At 70.1% G+C, this 15,194-nt stretch carries 13 protein-coding genes; 5 read left to right on the top strand and 8 right to left on the bottom strand.

What is annotated here, in order from left to right; translation table 11 throughout:
- Positions 1-153 precede the first annotated feature (153 nt).
- A complete protein-coding gene (locus ABZ260_RS30590; RefSeq protein ID WP_355624765.1) occupies positions 154-1,407 on the bottom strand; it encodes a hypothetical protein in 1,254 nt (417 codons plus the stop codon).
- Positions 1,404-1,904, bottom strand: coding sequence for a SigE family RNA polymerase sigma factor (locus ABZ260_RS30585; RefSeq protein ID WP_355624763.1), 501 nt, complete (start codon positions 1,902-1,904; stop codon positions 1,404-1,406). The genes ABZ260_RS30590 and ABZ260_RS30585 overlap by 4 nt, the downstream gene beginning before the upstream one ends.
- Positions 1,905-2,026: 122 nt before the next feature.
- Between ABZ260_RS30585 and ABZ260_RS30580 the strand changes: the two genes are divergently transcribed.
- Positions 2,027-2,713, top strand: a complete 687-nt coding sequence (locus ABZ260_RS30580; protein WP_355624761.1) for a nucleoside/nucleotide kinase family protein — start codon at positions 2,027-2,029, stop codon at positions 2,711-2,713.
- Positions 2,714-2,870: 157 nt separating this feature from the next.
- Here ABZ260_RS30580 and ABZ260_RS30575 read toward each other — a convergent pair whose 3' ends face one another.
- The 3 genes from ABZ260_RS30575 to ABZ260_RS30565 all read right to left on the bottom strand — a co-directional run bounded on the left by ABZ260_RS30575 (position 2,871) and on the right by ABZ260_RS30565 (position 4,737).
- Positions 2,871-3,623 carry a GNAT family N-acetyltransferase gene (locus tag ABZ260_RS30575; RefSeq protein ID WP_355624759.1) on the bottom strand — a complete coding sequence of 251 codons (753 nt, stop codon included), beginning with the start codon at positions 3,621-3,623 and terminating at the stop codon, positions 2,871-2,873.
- Positions 3,620-4,360, bottom strand: coding sequence for a hypothetical protein (locus ABZ260_RS30570; RefSeq protein ID WP_355624757.1), 741 nt, complete (start codon positions 4,358-4,360; stop codon positions 3,620-3,622). Before ABZ260_RS30570 ends, ABZ260_RS30575 begins: the two co-directional genes overlap by 4 nt.
- Positions 4,361-4,440: 80 nt before the next feature.
- On the bottom strand, positions 4,441-4,737 hold the full coding sequence (locus tag ABZ260_RS30565) for a hypothetical protein (RefSeq protein WP_355624755.1): 297 nt from the start codon (positions 4,735-4,737) through the stop codon (positions 4,441-4,443).
- Between the two features lie 320 nt (positions 4,738-5,057).
- On the opposite strand from ABZ260_RS30565, the gene ABZ260_RS30560 reads away from it, so the two are divergent.
- The 4 genes from ABZ260_RS30560 (at position 5,058) to ABZ260_RS30545 (ending at position 9,400) form a co-directional block, all read left to right on the top strand.
- Positions 5,058-6,422, top strand: coding sequence for an FAD/NAD(P)-binding protein (locus tag ABZ260_RS30560; protein ID WP_355624753.1), 1,365 nt, complete (start codon positions 5,058-5,060; stop codon positions 6,420-6,422).
- Positions 6,423-6,662: 240 nt separating this feature from the next.
- Complete coding sequence (locus ABZ260_RS30555) at positions 6,663-7,268, top strand: hypothetical protein (RefSeq protein ID WP_355624751.1); 606 nt, start codon at positions 6,663-6,665, stop codon at positions 7,266-7,268.
- A 38-nt stretch (positions 7,269-7,306) separates the two neighbouring features.
- Positions 7,307-7,882, top strand: coding sequence for a TetR/AcrR family transcriptional regulator (locus tag ABZ260_RS30550; protein ID WP_355550285.1), 576 nt, complete (start codon positions 7,307-7,309; stop codon positions 7,880-7,882).
- Positions 7,883-8,290: 408 nt separating this feature from the next.
- The gene (locus ABZ260_RS30545) at positions 8,291-9,400 is read left to right on the top strand and encodes a DUF6745 domain-containing protein (RefSeq protein WP_355624749.1); all 1,110 of its coding nucleotides are present in this window, start codon (positions 8,291-8,293) and stop codon (positions 9,398-9,400) included.
- Positions 9,401-9,451: 51 nt separating this feature from the next.
- Here the strand turns inward: ABZ260_RS30545 and ABZ260_RS30540 are convergent, their stop codons facing one another.
- The 3 genes from ABZ260_RS30540 to ABZ260_RS30530 all read right to left on the bottom strand — a co-directional run bounded on the left by ABZ260_RS30540 (position 9,452) and on the right by ABZ260_RS30530 (position 15,006).
- A complete protein-coding gene (locus ABZ260_RS30540; RefSeq protein WP_355624747.1) occupies positions 9,452-12,007 on the bottom strand; it encodes a BTAD domain-containing putative transcriptional regulator in 2,556 nt (851 codons plus the stop codon).
- 622 nt (positions 12,008-12,629) lie between these two features.
- Positions 12,630-13,697 (bottom strand): tetratricopeptide repeat protein, encoded by a 1,068-nt coding sequence (locus ABZ260_RS30535; RefSeq protein WP_355624745.1) that lies wholly within the window; start codon positions 13,695-13,697, stop codon positions 12,630-12,632.
- Between the two features lie 13 nt (positions 13,698-13,710).
- Positions 13,711-15,006 carry an MFS transporter gene (locus ABZ260_RS30530; RefSeq protein WP_355624743.1) on the bottom strand — a complete coding sequence of 432 codons (1,296 nt, stop codon included), beginning with the start codon at positions 15,004-15,006 and terminating at the stop codon, positions 13,711-13,713.
- Between the last annotated feature and the right edge of the window lie 188 nt (positions 15,007-15,194).

Below are 15,194 nucleotides of genomic sequence, written 5' to 3'. Positions count from 1 at the left end.
CACGTGTCCCCCAGCACGAGGTGCCTCACAAGCGGCTCCGCATGACGTATCCGAGCACCTGGACGGGGCGCGGCTCCGTCGGAGGGAGTCGCCGTGCGAGACGCGTACGGTGGCGGCGTGCAGCGCGAGCCGCCCCCGCGTGCCCCGGGACCGTTACTTGATCGCGGCCAGGTCCACGACGTGCACCCTGTCCCCGATCCGGTAGGTCATCAGCCGGTCGAGGCCACCGTCGGGGACTCCGATGCTTCCGTCCTTGGTGGGCCGGATGCCCAGGTCGGCGGACCTGCCGGTGACCATGTCGTACAGGGCGACGCCCTTCTGGCCGATCAGTTTGAAAAACCTTTCCAGCCCGGGATCATCGCCCAGCTGGACGTTCCGGGGCAGTGCGCGCTCCCGTGAACCGTCGCGGTCGCGGACGAAGCGGCGCGGGAGCTCCCCCTCCGGCGGCATCATGCCGTAGCACAGGTCGACGCCGCACCTGACCAAACTCTCACCGGGCCTGACCAAGGCGTCGCGCCGTTTCCGCGTCTCGACGTTGAACAGCTCGCTGAAGACGACCAGCTTGCTGAGATCGGCGTGTTTGGTGTGCCGGCCCACCCACGGCCAGCGCAGGAGGTGTCGCCCCTCGGTACCCGGTACCGCTCTCGGCTCGCCGCCGCGCAGCGGCACCCGGTAGACCCCGCCGCTCTCACGGGAGAAGACCACATCCGAGCCGACCACGGCCAGCGCGCGGATGTGCCCCTGCTTCATCACGTTCTCCAGCTGGACGTCGGTCACCTGCCGCGGCCGACCGCCGCCGGTGGGCACCGTCCAGATCCGGGCGACCCGCTGCCCGCCAGGCTTCTTGTACGACGCCCACCAGACGATGTTCCCGCCGCCTGCGGCGACGCCATCGGCGAAGATCGCGGACCCTCGGGTGGGGGGGATCTCGGCGATCCGTGTGGGTCTGCCGCTTGCGAGGTCGTAGGTCCACAGGAACTGCCTCGTCCCGTCGGACACCCCCGTCATGACCAGCAGCGTGCGATCGTCGAGGAGCAGTTGCGGGTGGTACTCCCGGCCGTCGGGCAGCTTGGCGGGGATCTTGTGCAGGGCTCGCGGCCATACCCGCTCGATACGCGGGGGCAGCTTCTCCGCCGGTTCGGGCTCCGGCCGCGGCGTCGGTCCCGGTGTGCCCGTGGCGTTCACCGCGGGTTCCGGCACGGCCCGCGCCCCCAGGGCTCTCACCGCCGCACCCGCCCCGCCGGCCACCACGAGCACGGCCACGGCGGCGAGCAGCGCCGCGGGCCGTGCCCGCCTGCGGCGATATCGCGCGCCGACCCCCTCGGACAGCTCGTACGGCGTCCGCCGGGGCACCTGGTCCGCCGCCGTGGCCAGGACCCGGGTCAGTTTCTCCTCGATGTCGGTCATCGCTTGCTCCCGTAGGCCGCCGGTGAGTGGGAGAGGGAGGAACGCAGCGTGGCCAGCGCCCGGGAGGCCTGGCTGCGCACGGTACCCATGGAGATGCCGAGCACCTCGGCGACCTCCGCGTCGGTCAGCTGCTCGTAGTAGCGCAGTACCAGCACCGCGCGCTGTCTGCGGGGCAGCGCGGCCAGCTCCTGCCAGAGCCCCTGCTCCTCGTCGGAGGGGAAGACCACCTGCCAGCTCCGCTCGGGCGGCTCCCCGGTGAGGTGTTCGCGTCTGCGCCGCCGCCAGATGCTGATGTGCAACCGCGCCATCGTGGTCCGCGCGTAACTGTGCGCGTCGGACTTGCGCCGCACCCGAGACCACGCGTCGCGCAGCCGGGTCAGTGCCTCCTGGGTGAGGTCGGCGGCATCGTGGGGGTTGCCGGTCAGGACATACCCGTAGCGGAGCAGCGCTTCCCCGTGCTCGGCCACGAAGTCGTCAAAGCCGGGCTCGTCTTCCAAATGTCGCCCCTTCCCGATCGTCACGACCTAGACGGCGAAAGGGGGGAAAGTGTTGCATCGTGTTCCGGCAGGCGTACGACCCGGGCTGGAGGACGGGGGGCGGCTCGGCTAGGTTCGGGGAGATGACCTCCCTCGACGAACTCGCCGCTCGGGCCCGCTCTCTCGTACGGGAGGGGCACCGCGCGCTGCTGGGCATCACCGGCGGTCCGGGGGCCGGCAAGACCACCCTCGCCGAGCACCTGGTCGAGATGCTGCGCCCGGCGCCTCCCGAGGGGCTGCCGGCGCGGGAGTGGGTGGCGTACGTGCCGATGGACGGCTTCCACCTCGCCGACGTCGAGCTCGACAGGCTCGGGCGCCGAGACCGCAAGGGGGCGCCCGACACCTTCGACGCCGCCGGCTACGCGGCACTCCTCCGCCGCCTGCGCGAGGACGAGGACGACGTGGTCTACGCGCCCGCCTTCGAGCGCGACCTGGAGCAGCCGGTCGCCGGCAGCATCCCGGTCACCCGGGCCGCCAGGCTCGTCGTCACCGAGGGGAACTACCTGCTGCTCGACCAGGGCGACTGGTCACGCGTACGGCCGTGGCTCCACGAGGTCTGGTACTGCGACCTCGGCCCCGACGAGCGGGTGCGCCGCCTCGTCTCCCGCCACGAGTACTTCGGCAAGGATCGCGACGACGCGGTCGCCTGGGTGCTGGGCACCGACCAGCGCAACGCGGACCTCGTCGCCACCACCCGCTCCCGCGCCGACCTCGTCATCCCCGACGCGGTCCTCCGCTCGGTCGGCTCCCCCGAGAAGACGGCAGGCTGACCGTGAGCCTTCCTGTGGGCGTCCCGGCTCCGGGACGCCCGCGGGCGGGAGCCGGGACGGGGATCCCCGGAACTCCGGATCGAGCGGCCTCTCGCCCGCGGGGAGCGGGGTACCGAGTCCCCGCGGGCTGAGGTCGTGCACCGAAGGCGGAGCGGGGTCAGAGGCGCATCCCCTGGATGCGGGTGGTGCCCTCGGCCGAGAGGTTGTCCATGTGCCGCCGCAGTTCCGCCGCGGTGTGCCCGAGGCTGAGCCGGTGTGCGATCACGCGTACGGTGTCCTGGTAGTGGGCGGAGAACTTGTCCGTGTCCGGGAACGCCTGCCAGCCGAGGCGGCCGAACAGCAGGTGCTGCCCCTGGCCGGTGCCGGACGTGCTGAGCAACAGGGAGGCACCCAGGGCGTGGCCGGCCGCGACGACCGCGTTCACCATCCAGCTGCCCAATCCCTGGCCCTGCAGTTCGGGAGCCGTGGCCAGCCGACCGGCTTCGAACACCGACAAGGCGGGAACCTGCATGTTCGCGAGCATGTCGGCGTACTCCCGGCCGCCGAGGTGGCGCCGAGTCTGGAAACGGGGCGCCAGCTCCGGGGGCGCCAGGCGGACGCAGCCGGCGATCTCCGCAGTGCCCTCCAGATAGGCGATGAGATGGTAGGAGCCCAGGTCGAGACTCTGCGCGTCGACGTAGTCGGTGTCGGCGACCCGGAAGCTCGGTCTGCTGCCGTTGTCGTACAGGACCCACGCACGGAACCGGCGGACCGCCTCCAGCCACTCCGCCGGCTGCTCGAAGGGTGACTGCCGGTGAACCCGAAGGTCGACCACCAGGTCTTCCCTGGTGTCCACGGAACCCGCCTCGCGCCACATCCTGGTCTCGGGGATCGGGAAGCGCAGCTCCTGTTCGGTCGGCTGAGCGCTCACACGCCGACCTTGTCCGATTCCAGGTCGGCCTTCGCGAGATCGAGGCACTCGGCCATGAAGGCCGCGTACGACGTCAGCGCGGTCTTGCCTGTCTCCACCATCAGGTCCAGCGCGTCGGGGAACTGCTTGAGGAGCTCTCCGAGCTGCCGCTGGTTGAAGGCGGTGTGGCCGGCGTCGAGCTCCACGTGCTCGGCCAGGAAGCTGTAGCACGCCGGGTCCGGGCCGAAGACCCGCTGGCAGTTGACGAGCAGGGTGGGGCCGATCGTGATCGACAGTCTTTCGATCTCGTACTCGATGGCGAGCTGGAGGAACGGCCTCGGCCCCGAGATCACCTTTTCGTGGAGCTTGGCGTAGAAGTTCGTGCTGGCCAGCGGGGGAGCGGCCAGCAGGAGCTGGGTGTCGAGCGGCTCGCCGAACCTCTCCTGCCACCAGTCGGCGATGGCCTTCGCGTCGGTGACCATCATCCGGTCGTGCCCGGCCTCCGCCCTGGCGTGCGCCTTCAGCGCCTTCTCCAGCTTCTCCATGCCCAGCTCGCCGCAGCGCGCGCCGGCACTGGAGATCCAGTGCTCCACGTCATGCGTCATGTGGACGCCGTGTGCGTTGAAACGCAGCATCCAGCGGGCGAACAGCCTTTCGTCGGCGTCGGCGGAGGAAATCTCGGAAACGGCCGCGTCTTCGAGGAAACGCCGGCGGCTGGCCTGCAGTGATCCTTCGTACTCGTCCATGACCGTGCTCAAAGGAAGTCTCCCTGGTTTTGTCATCCGTAGGATGATCATGATGCGATTGTCCGACGGCGGGGCTTCTCGGTAAGTCGGCCTCAACAGAGCCTGAACAGCTGGAAATCCCAGGTGTCCGTCATCTCTGCCGCGTCCGCCACATCGAACTTGTCGATGTAAAGATGCATCGTCCCGGCTTTGGTGTCAATGGATTCCTCGGGCGTTCCAGACTTCACGGGATCGACATCGGCGGTGTGATTTCGATCTTGAAGAGTCCCCGCGGGGCCGGTATCGCCGCCCGCCCCCCTTCCGAACACCTGGGATGGATCGCGGCCGTCGACTCCGTGAAGTCCGGTGCCGTCCGGAGGCAGTCGAGGGGGCCGCAGTCCGGTGCTCACATTTGTTCCAGCCGAAAACATCATTTTCGGATGGAGGAAGAATGTTCACGCGCCGGGGTGGAAGCCGCCGTCATGGCGGGCCGGGAGTCGCCCGACGGGCACGTTGCCAACCGCCACGAGGGTGTCGGCCGGACGCTCTCCGGTGAGGTCGGCGCAGTGCGGGTGCGCGCGAGGTGGACATCGCCGGCCGGCCGGGTGGGGTTGGGGAGTCCGGCGGGTGCGGGCGTGGTCGGTTCACCCCGCTGTGGCCACTGATGAGCTCTCGGAACGGCAGGGATGGGCTATATAACCTACATGTTTAGTAGGTTATTGTGAGTGGCATGTCAGGTTCTCAAGTGGTCGCCGTCGTGGGTGGCGGCGCGAGCGGCACCCTGGCCGCGGTTCACCTCCTGCGCGAGGCGCGGGTGCGCGCCGTGCCGCTGGAGGTCGTGATGATCGACCGGTACGGGCGGCACGGGCTGGGGCAGGCCTATTCCACCGTCGATCCCCACCACCTTCTCAACGCCGGCGCCGACAAGATGAGCGGGCTGGAGGGCGACGCCGGCCACCTGCTGCGCTGGGCCCGTGATGCGGGGTTGGCGGTTTCCGGCTCCGATTACCTGCCCCGGCGGATCTACGGGCGTTACCTGCGCGCGCTGCTGGACGGCGCCGAGGAGTGGCCCGTCCGGGTGGTGCGCAGGGTGACCGGTACGGCCGAGGCTCTGACCGGCGATCCGGGCTTGCGGGTGCATCTGTCCGGCGGCGGGCACGTCGAGGCCGACGCCGTCGTCCTGGCGCTGGGCAATCGCACCCCGGCGGCCTGGCCGCGCGTCGTGGAGGCCGGGAGTCCCCGATACGTCGCCGACCCGTGGGCGCCGGAGGCGCTGGCCCGCATCGGCGACGGCGCGCCGGCGCTCGTGCTGGGGACCGGGCTGACGATGGTGGATGTGGCGGTCACCGTGACCGGGGCGCACCCGGATGCGGTGGTGTACGCGATGTCCCGGCACGCCCTGTTGCCGCGGCCGCATCCCGATCCCGTGCCGCCCCCGGTGGCGACGCCGTTCCCGGACGGGCCGCTGGGGATCGCCGCCCTGCTGCGCGCCGTGCGCGTCGCGGTCAGGGACAACGGGGGCGACTGGTACGGCGTGGTCGACGGCCTGCGGCCGCAGACCCAGAGCCTGTGGGCCCGGCTCTCCCCCGATGACCAGCGGCGGTTCCTGGACCTGGCCGCCCGCTACTGGGAGGTCCACCGCCATCGGATCCCGCCCGCCACCGCCGCCCGGATCGCCGCCCTGCGGGCCGCGGGCCGCCTGCACGTACTGCGCGGGCAACTGATCCGGGCTGTGACCGGCCCCGGCGGGCTGCACGTCCACCTGAACACCGGCGGCGGCGCGGTCAGGGAACTCGACGTCGGCTGGCTGGTCAACGCCACCGGTCCCGGCGCCGACATCGCCCGCGACCCCTTCCTGGCCGCTCTCCTCGCCACCGGCACGGCCCGGCCCGACCGTCTGGGGCTCGGCCTGGAGGCCGGCCCCGGCGGCGTGGTCCTGGACGCGGCCGGACGGCCGGACGGCCGGATCTTCGCCCTGGGCCCGCTGCTGCGCGGAAGCCTGTACGAGAGCACCGCGATCGCGGAGATCCGCGCCCAGGCCGCCGCCCTCGCCCCCCGCCTCCTCGACGCGATCACCCTCGCTCCCCGCCTCTGAAGGAGGGGAGCAGCCTCTGCGGGAGAGGCCGGGGAAGGACTCGGAGCGAGGGATCACGCCGAAAAACTGATGCGTTCGCTCTCCCACAGGATGCGGATGCGAGAAGAAATCTCAATCGGATCTCGTGTTTGCCATAGTTATGTGCTTTTACCCTCGCATATGCGTGTGATCGAGGCGCGGGGCGGGAATATTGCGGTAAAGGTCCATGTCCATGACCTGATCACGGGCGAGGGAGGGCTGATGCGGCCCATGTCGATCGACGTCCCCGATCGTGTCCGCGCCGGCGGGCGGCTGCGCCTGTCGGGCGACCTGTCCCTTCCCGGACTGTTGAGCATGGCCGATCTGCGGGCCCTGCCGCAGCGGACGGTGGAGGTCGGCTTCGCCTGCCGCACGTCGGGAACCCGGCACCACCGCTTCACCGGCCCCCTGCTCCTGGATGTGGCCCGCGCGGCCGGGCCGGTCTTCGACGCCTCCGAGCGCAAGGACCGGCTGCGGTTCCTGGTGTCGGTGCTGGGGCGCGACGGCCATCACGCGGTGCTGTCGTGGGGGGAGATCGACCCGGAGTTCGGCGATGTCCCGGTGCTGGTGGGTGTCCGGATGGACGACGACGACCTCGACGCGCGCGGGCCGCACCTGGTGGTGCCCGGAGACCGGTGCGGAGGACGGCACATCAGCGAGGTCGTCGAGATCCGCATCTGCGCGGACGCGCGCCTGTGGAAAGAGACGCCGGACGACCTGAAAAGAATGGAGGGCGTACCGGATCGTGTCGGCCGCTCGTCCCCGAGCGGTGCCGGAGCCGCAGATCATTCCGGTGAGGAGCCCGGAACCGCCGTGCCCCGGCCGTGACGGGTGGTCCTCCTGCCCGGGACACGGATCCGGTTAGTATGGCCCGCGTGAGCAGGAGTGATCAAAAATATCCTTACCATCACGGTGACCTGCGACGAGCTTTGCTGGACGCCGCCATGGAGGCCATCGCGAAGGACGGACCCGCCGCGCTCAGCCTGCGCGACGTGGCCCGCCATGTGGACGTCTCACACGCCGCGCCCACCCATCACTTCCGCAACAAGACGGGCCTTCTCACCGCGATAGCCGTGGAGGGTTACCATCGGCTGGCCGACGAGCTGGAGCGAGCGCGGGCGGTTGGCGGGCTCGCCGAGCTCGGCGTCGCCTACGTGCTCTTCGCCACCGGTAACCGGGCGTATTTCGCGGTCATGCGCGCCACCGACCTGCTCGACACCAGGGACCCCGAATTCGTGGCCGCTCGCGAGCGAACCGGGCACCAGCTGCTGCGCGGCACGGCGAGGCATCCCGGTTCGGCCGACTGGACCGTCGCCCTGGCGGCGTGGGCGCTCATGCACGGTCTTGCCAACCTGTTCGTGGAGGGCAACATCCAGCCCGAGCCGGGAAGTGACATCGAGGAGCTGACCCGCGCTCTCACCCGTCGGCTCGTTCCTCGCTGACCTCAAGATGACGGCCGCCCCGCGTTCGGCCGGGGCGAGGGCCGTTCCCCGAGGGCCCTGCCGTGCGTTCGAGCCTCGCGCACGGGGCGGAGCGCGCCCGCGGTCCCGCCATGAGACAGCGCGACTCGGTGGGCCGCGTCGGCAGAGGCAGCATCCGGGAGCGTGCGACGGCCGATTCGTGACGTCGACCCCGTGAGCCAAGGTGCGGGTGCGCTGGGCGCCAAGCATCCACCAAGAACGGCAGGCGAAGCTGGTGCCCGACAGTCCGGCTCGGACCTCGTTATGTGACAGGAGATCCGTCAGTCCTGTCCGTATCCGACGTGCGAATGGAGAGAACACTTGAGCACCATGTGTCCATCCGCCTTCGGGGGTGATCTCACCTCTGAACACGAGGAAATCATTGACGCCGTGCTCCGCGAGTGGATGGACTACGGACTGTCCACCGTGGCCGTCGACAAGGACAGGGCGGAATGGGCCGTGCGCCACGCGTACGGCGCCGCCGGGCTGGACGCCCCCTCTCTCGTGATATGGGCCGACTCCCCGATGGAGTGTCTGTCGACCGTCACGGCCTTCGACCGGCTTCCCCCCGCGAACCCCTCGTGGGAGCGGGCCGTGGAGGTCCGCCGGAGCGGGCTCGGCGACGACCTGTGGGTTTCCAGCAGGAGCCAGGTCAAGGAGGAGCTCAAGGACCGGCTCAAGGACCAGATGCACGACCGGCTGAGGGCCCGGCTGGGCAACCAGCTCTGGGACCGGTTGCGGAGCCAGCTCAAGGAACGGCTCTGGGAGCAGCTCTGGCGGCAGCTCAGAGCCCAGCTCGGAGGCCAGCTCCTCGGCCGGCTGTGGGAGCAGTTCCGGTCCGAGACCTGCACATACGTGTGGGGGATCCTCGACATCTGGCGCGAGGCCTATTGGATCGCACTGTACACCTGCGCTTTCCGGATAGCCGGGCTGGAGCCCGGCGAGCGTCTGGAAACGCTGGCGGAGGCGAGCCGGCACCTCGGCTGGTGGATCCCGCTGAACGGGACGGTGGTCCTGTCCGAACGTCCCGTCGCCATTCTCCGGGACGACGACCATCGGCTTCACTGCGAAACCGGCCCCGCCCTTTCCTGGCCCGACGGGTACGCGCTGCACGCCTGGCACGGCATCCGGGTCCCCGAGTGGGTCATCACCGATCCCACCCCCGAGGCCATCCTGGCCGAGGGGAACGAGGAGATCCGCAGGTGCGCCATCGAATCCCTTGGTTGGTACCGCTACGTCGCCGCTGCGGGGCTGAAGCTCGTCGCGGAAGCCGCCGACCCCGGTAATCCCGGCCGCACCCTCTCGCTCTACGACGTGCCGACGCAGGTGTTCGGGGAGCACGTCCGCGTCCTGCTGTCCGCCGACGGCGGGAATGAACGTGACGGGGCCCCGGGCAAGTCCGGGCTGATAGTCCCCGCCGAGACAGTCACGCCGCTCGACGCAGTCGACTGGAGCCGAGGGTTGACCGCCGATCGGTACAGGTCGCCGTACCGGGCCTGACCACGGCACGCGCGAATGGCCGGTCGGTGGTGGCCGCGGTGCCCTTCCCCGTCACCCGCCTCCGCCGCCTCGGCGAAACCGGCGGCTCATGGACGGAGCCTGCCTGTACAGAGGTGCACGGCACGGGTCGCGATCCACCGCTTCCGGACCCTTCGGCCGCCTGGTCGTGGCCTGCGCCTCGTCTGCCGCCTCGGTGAACCGGGTCGCCTCCTCGTCCCCGAAACCCGCGACCTCGAAGGCGAGTGAGGTGAGCAGCAGGCAGCGTGCCGCGCGGTCGCCCGCGGGCAGCAGGGAGAGCGCCTCCTCGATGACCTGGACGACCTCTTGGAAGCCCTTGTCGCCACCCCCGGTGCCGTATGCCGCCGGCTTGTCCAGTACGCCGACGACCCGTGCGGTCAGCTCGGGGCTGGCGTGCGGAAGAGCCAGCTGGATCGCCCGCTTCCACAGTTCCCTGGCGTCGTCCAGCTCGTCGCAGAGCGCCAGAGCGGTGACCCGTCGCACGAGCAGTTCCAGATCCTCCTCGTCCGCGAATTCGATCGCCCGTCCCCAGAGGGAAGCCGCCTCGCGGTACGCCGAGCGTCCTTTGGCTCGCTCGGTGGCGAGCACGCAGTGGCGAGCGGCGGCCGAGGGCTTCCCGCTCGCGGCGAAGTGGTGGGCCACGGCGGCGGCCTCGCGCGGGCGGAGCCGTTCGAGAGACGCGGCGATCCTGCCGTGGGTGCGGATCTGCCGCAGGCGGGACATCTCACCGTAGAGCGCGTCCCGGGTGAGGGCATGGGTGAAGCGGAGCCCACCACCCTCGGGCTCGACGAGCAATCCGGCTGTCAGGGCCGCCTCGACCGCTTCCACGACGACCTCCTCGCCGTTGCCGTTCACATCGATCAGCACGTCGATGTCGAAGTCCCTGCCGATGACCGCCGCCTCGCTCAGCACGCCCCGGATGGACGCGGGCAGGCGGGCGAACCTGCGCCGGAGCACGTCGCGTATCCCCGCGGGCACGGTCGACAGGGCGGCGTCCTCGCCCTCCGTGGCGATCAGGCGGGCGGTCTCGCGCAGGAAGAAGGGGTTGCCGCCGGTGCGGTCGGTTACGGCGGCGAGCACGCCAGGCGTCACCGCCCTGCCCGAGACGGAGGTCACGAGCCGCTCCGCCGCGTTCTGGTCGAGCCCGTCCAGGACGATGCGGAGCGGCTCGTGGCGGGCCAGCGTGGCCAGTGTCTCCGCGAGTCCGTCCGCCTCCTCCTCGCGGAAAGTGCCGACGATGAGGACCTCGGCGTCCCTCAGCTCGGAAACCAGGTCCACGAAGATGGCCAGCGTCTCATCGTCGGCCCGGTGCAGGTCGTCGAGGACGAGCAGCAGCGGGGAGACCCGGGCAACCTCCGCCAAATACGCCGCCAGGTCGCGGCGGAACCGGAACCGTTCGGCGGTGAGGTCCGCGTCGCCGTGGACGGGGTACGGGGCATCCGGATCGGCGAGCAGCCGCCGGATGCGCGTGGCCACCGCCTCGGCGGGGGCCACGCGAGCCGTGAGAGTACGCAGAATCTCCACCCACGCCCATCCGGCCGGAGCTCCGCCGGTCTCCGGGCAGCGGCTGACGGCGGCCTGCCGACCAGAGCGCGAGTGTCCGGCGACGACCGCTTCCACCAGGGCGGACTTTCCTATGCCCGCCTCACCGCTGATCAGCGCGATGCCCCGGGACATCCCGGCGAGCAGGGCCAGTTCCCTCGCCCTGCCGAAGATCGGGTCGAGGGTCTCCGGACCCGCCTCGGCCCTTACCCGGCGGAGTCTCTCCGGCGAGGACAACGTTGTGGAGGAGGTCATGTGCTCCAACGGCTTGTTCACGGCGACCGGCCGCGCGATCTCGGGAGATTGCGAGAGAATGTCGGCTTCCAGCCGTTGCAGCGCCGGACTCGGGTCGACGCCGAGTTCCTCGGCGAGGGTGTGGCGGGCCTGTCTGAGTGCGACGAGCGCGTCCCCCTGCCGGCCCTGGTGGTAGAGGGCGATCGCGAGCAGCCGCCATCCCTCCTCCCGTAGCGGGTGCTCGGCGAGGTGGGCGCGCAGGTCGGCGATCACGGTGCCCGGCGAGTCGAGCGCGATCGCCGCGGCCGCGCGGTGCTCGACGGCCATGGTGTGCAGCTCGTCCAGGCGGGCGATCTCGGACAGCGCCCAGTCGGCCGTGGCGAACTCGGCGTACGCCGGTCCCCGCCAGATCTCGATTGCCGCGTCGAGCTCGCGCAGAGCCGCGCGGGCGTCTCCTGCGCCCAGGAACGCGGCTCCCCGCCGAGCCATGTCCTCGAACCGCCAGGCGTCCGCCTCCTTGCTCCGTATGGCATAGCCGGGAGAGACCGTGACCAGCACCTGGGGCGGGGTGCCCGCCGCGCGGTCCGATTCCAGGACGCGCCGTAGGTTGGAGACGTAGGCGTGCACCGAGGTGACGGCGCTTCCCGGTGGGTGGCCGCCCCACAGGTCGTCGATCATGCGCGTGATCGGCACGACTTGGCCGCGGGCGACCAGTAATCGCCCGAGAACCGAACGCTGTCGTGGTGCCCCGAGGTTCACCGGCCCTCCGGCGCCGATTACTTCGAACGCTCCAAGAACCCGAAATGCCACCATTAATGCCCACTCAGCATCGAGCGTCGGCAGGCCTGGACCTGGCACGTGCCACTTCCGGAGTTCGGACATGGTGATGCCGCAGCCTGCCGCGCAAGCGTGTCCACGCCGGTCTTCCACGAATCAGGACGACTCGCGGGCGGACCGGCAACGGGATTTCCGACGGATCTCACGACCGCGGTCATCGGGAGGACCAGGCCGACCATGCCGGGGTCGGCGCCCGTGTGCGGTGCGTGAGGGGGAGAAGGAATGATTCAGTACCGACTGCGGGCACGGCGTCGTCACGAGGATACGCATCCGCCGAAAACATCGATCACCAACCCGCGTGACCGCCCCATCACATCATCGTGGAGAGGCTCCGCGGAGAGTTGGCTCGTCGTAGTGGATGAACAGGCCGCGTGCGGGCTGGCGTGACATGGGCGTCTTCCTGTGGGGGCGGCTTGGTTCTGGACTGCAAAACCGAGCGGTTTGAACGCAATCACAATCACCGATCTCCCTTGAGGAGAGCTTGGAGGCCACTGCAAACCCTGGCAGTGGCCTCGACCACCTGGTTGACTCTCCCGTCAGGGCCCCCTTTCGGCGCTGTGCGCGCCGCTGCCGGCGCGACGCACGCGCGCCCGCTGATCTACCGGGCTTCCGGTGAGCTCATCAACCGCCGACAGGCGTCGAGGTTGCCGAGGCAGGCCAGCCGGACGGGTTGGTCCCGCTCCACCACGCCGTCCAGCAGGTTCAGCGCCCGCTCCAGGAACGTCACGGCCTCCTTTGGCCGGCCACTCCCGCGCAGGGTCGCCGCGAGGTTGTTCAGGGCCACGGCCAGCTCGGGATGGTTCTCGCCCAGAAGCTCTTCCTTGATCGTGAGCACCTTGCGATAGGTCGCCTCAGCCGCTTCCAGATCCCCTCTGGTGTACTGGAACGCGGCGAGGTTGTTCAGAGTCGACGCGACCTCGTAGTGCTCGGGCCCGAAGTGCTCCTCGAAGACGGCGAGGGCCTCGCGCAGCAGCCGCTCGGCCTCCTCCTCGCCGAGCTCGCGCAGGATCGCGGCGAGCGCCACCTGGTCGCCGGAGACCTCAGGATGGGCGGGACCGTGTACCAGCCGCCGGATCTCCACCGCGCGGCGGGCGAAGGGCTCGCCGAGCGCGTGGGTGCCGCGTGCGTGGTTCAGCCCGCCGAGGTTGTGATTGATGTCGGCGAGGTAGGGATGGTCCGCGCCGTGCAGGGCTTCGACGATCTTCAGAGCGCGCTGGTACGACCGTTCGGACTCGTCGAACCGACCGGTGTACTTGTGAAGTACGCCCAGGCTGTTGCAGACCCGGACGACGGCGAGGGAGTCGGGGCCGCAGGATTCCTCCGCCAGGACCAGCGCGTTCCTGAGCATTACGTCGGCGTCGCCGTAGCGCCCCCTGGCCCGCAGCAGGTCGGCGCGGTCCACGGTCACCCGTAGCCGGATCTCCGGATCGCCCGTCCGGGTGACCTCGGCCGCGCGTTCGAGGTGGCGTTCGGCCTCATCGTGGCGTCCGAGGCGCAGGCACAGCCGGCTCGCGAGCATCAGGGCGTCGGCGAGATCGCCACCGGCGTCCGGGTGGCCCGCGCGGGCGCCGCCGGTGAGATCGCGGACGGCGACCATGACGCCGTCGTACGCCTCCGCATAGCGGCCTGCCCGCTCGTGCTCACGGGAGAGGTCGAGGTCCGTCATGGCGGGTGTCTCTTCAGCCGTCATGCGAGCCGCGCCCCTGTGTCACTTCGATCGCCTCGCTGGGAGTCGCTTCGGCGGAGACCCCGTTCACCGACGGGGGAAGGAAGCGCTCCAGCCGGATCGCCTGGCCGGCCACCAGGACGAGCACCCCCACCAGCACCATGAAGAGCACCGAACCGTAGCCGGCGCCGAGCGCCATACCCGCCAATCCGGGGCCGATGACGTAACCACTGGTCCATGCGAGGGTGTACGCCCCGTTGTACCGTCCCCTGTTCGAGTCGTCGGCGAGATCGTTGATGATCGGCGGGATGGTCGGGGCGAGGAAGGCATCCCCGATGGCGAACAGCGTCAGCGCGATCGTGAATCCGGTCAGGGCGATCCCGCCGCCTCCCAGTAGCGGGGTGACCAGTACCGTCGCCCACGCCGCGGCCATCAGCACGGCGCAGAGCGCGAACCCGCGAGTGCGGCGCCGGCCGGTCATGAGACGGAGCACGAAGAGCTGGGCGACCACGACCATGCAGGTCTGCACGATGAAGGTGAAGCGCAGGCCTCCGGCGTCGAGCCCGCCGACCTCGGTGGCGTAGATCGGATAGGCGGTGTAGTAGGCCACGAACCCGCACACGACCACGGCCACCACCAGAACCCAGATCCTCCGCAGCATCCGGTTCGAAACCACCTCGCGATACCCGCCCGCGACGGCGGTGATCGGCGGTTTCTGGATCTGCGGAGGATTATGCGTGAACCGGGCGATCAGCATGGCGAAGATCAGGAACGTCACCGCGTCCAACAGGTAGAGGATCACGAAGCTCCGCAACGACGAGAAGCTCACCACGAACGCCGCCACCAGCCCTCCGGCGCTGGCGCCGACGTTGACGGCGGCCTGCCGGACCGCGAAGGCCTGCGCCCGAAGCTCCGCGGGCACCGAGCCGCCGAGAAGTGACTGGAAGGCCGGTGCCGTGATCGCGATGCCGAGCCCGTACACCCCGGCCGCGAGAAATCCCTGCAAGGCCGACTGGATGACCGCCAGACCCGTGGTTCCCGCGGCGACGATGACAAGGCCCGCCACGCTGGTCTGCCGCGCGCCGAAGCGATCCGAGAGCAGACCGCCGAGAGGGTTTCCGATGAGTCCCGCGGCCGCGATCATCGAGAAGATCGGCCCTGCCAGGGCAAGGTCGATATCCCGCATGCGGTGTAGGTAGATGAGGAAGAAGGGCAGTGTCATCCCCGTGCCGAGCGCGGACACGGCATCGCCGCTGAGAATGAGCCAGGTCCGTCGTGGAAGACGCGGCAGCAATCCGCGCACCGGCATCCGTTTCACCTATCTTGCTTGTCGTCTGTGGTGGTCCATGGATTCAGCAGGACCGTGCAACGTCGTAGATGACGTCCTTGAACCCGCCGTTCCTCGCCGGAGCGACACCGAGGACCGCCGGGTGCGGCTGCGCGCCAGGCAAGGCGAGCTGAGCCAGGCCGTGCTCGACCGGCAGGCGGCGTACCAGC

It is taken from the genome of Streptosporangium sp. NPDC006013 (assembly GCF_040614275.1).
Lineage (GTDB): Bacteria > Actinomycetota > Actinomycetes > Streptosporangiales > Streptosporangiaceae > Streptosporangium.
Note: the sequence above shows the minus strand (reverse complement) of the source record. Positions and strands in the feature narration are given on the sequence as shown.

Coding starts and splice junctions, on each gene's coding strand:
- ABZ260_RS30550 (WP_355550285.1), top strand. CDS start 7,307: ATGGCCCGCGTGAGCAGGAGTGATCAAAAATATCCTTACCATCACGGT.
- ABZ260_RS30555 (WP_355624751.1), top strand. CDS start 6,663: ATGCGGCCCATGTCGATCGACGTCCCCGATCGTGTCCGCGCCGGCGGG.
- ABZ260_RS30530 (WP_355624743.1), bottom strand. CDS start 15,006: ATGCCGGTGCGCGGATTGCTGCCGCGTCTTCCACGACGGACCTGGCTC.
- ABZ260_RS30580 (WP_355624761.1), top strand. CDS start 2,027: ATGACCTCCCTCGACGAACTCGCCGCTCGGGCCCGCTCTCTCGTACGG.
- ABZ260_RS30590 (WP_355624765.1), bottom strand. CDS start 1,407: ATGACCGACATCGAGGAGAAACTGACCCGGGTCCTGGCCACGGCGGCG.
- ABZ260_RS30540 (WP_355624747.1), bottom strand. CDS start 12,007: ATGGTGGCATTTCGGGTTCTTGGAGCGTTCGAAGTAATCGGCGCCGGA.
- ABZ260_RS30535 (WP_355624745.1), bottom strand. CDS start 13,697: ATGACGGACCTCGACCTCTCCCGTGAGCACGAGCGGGCAGGCCGCTAT.
- ABZ260_RS30560 (WP_355624753.1), top strand. CDS start 5,058: ATGTCAGGTTCTCAAGTGGTCGCCGTCGTGGGTGGCGGCGCGAGCGGC.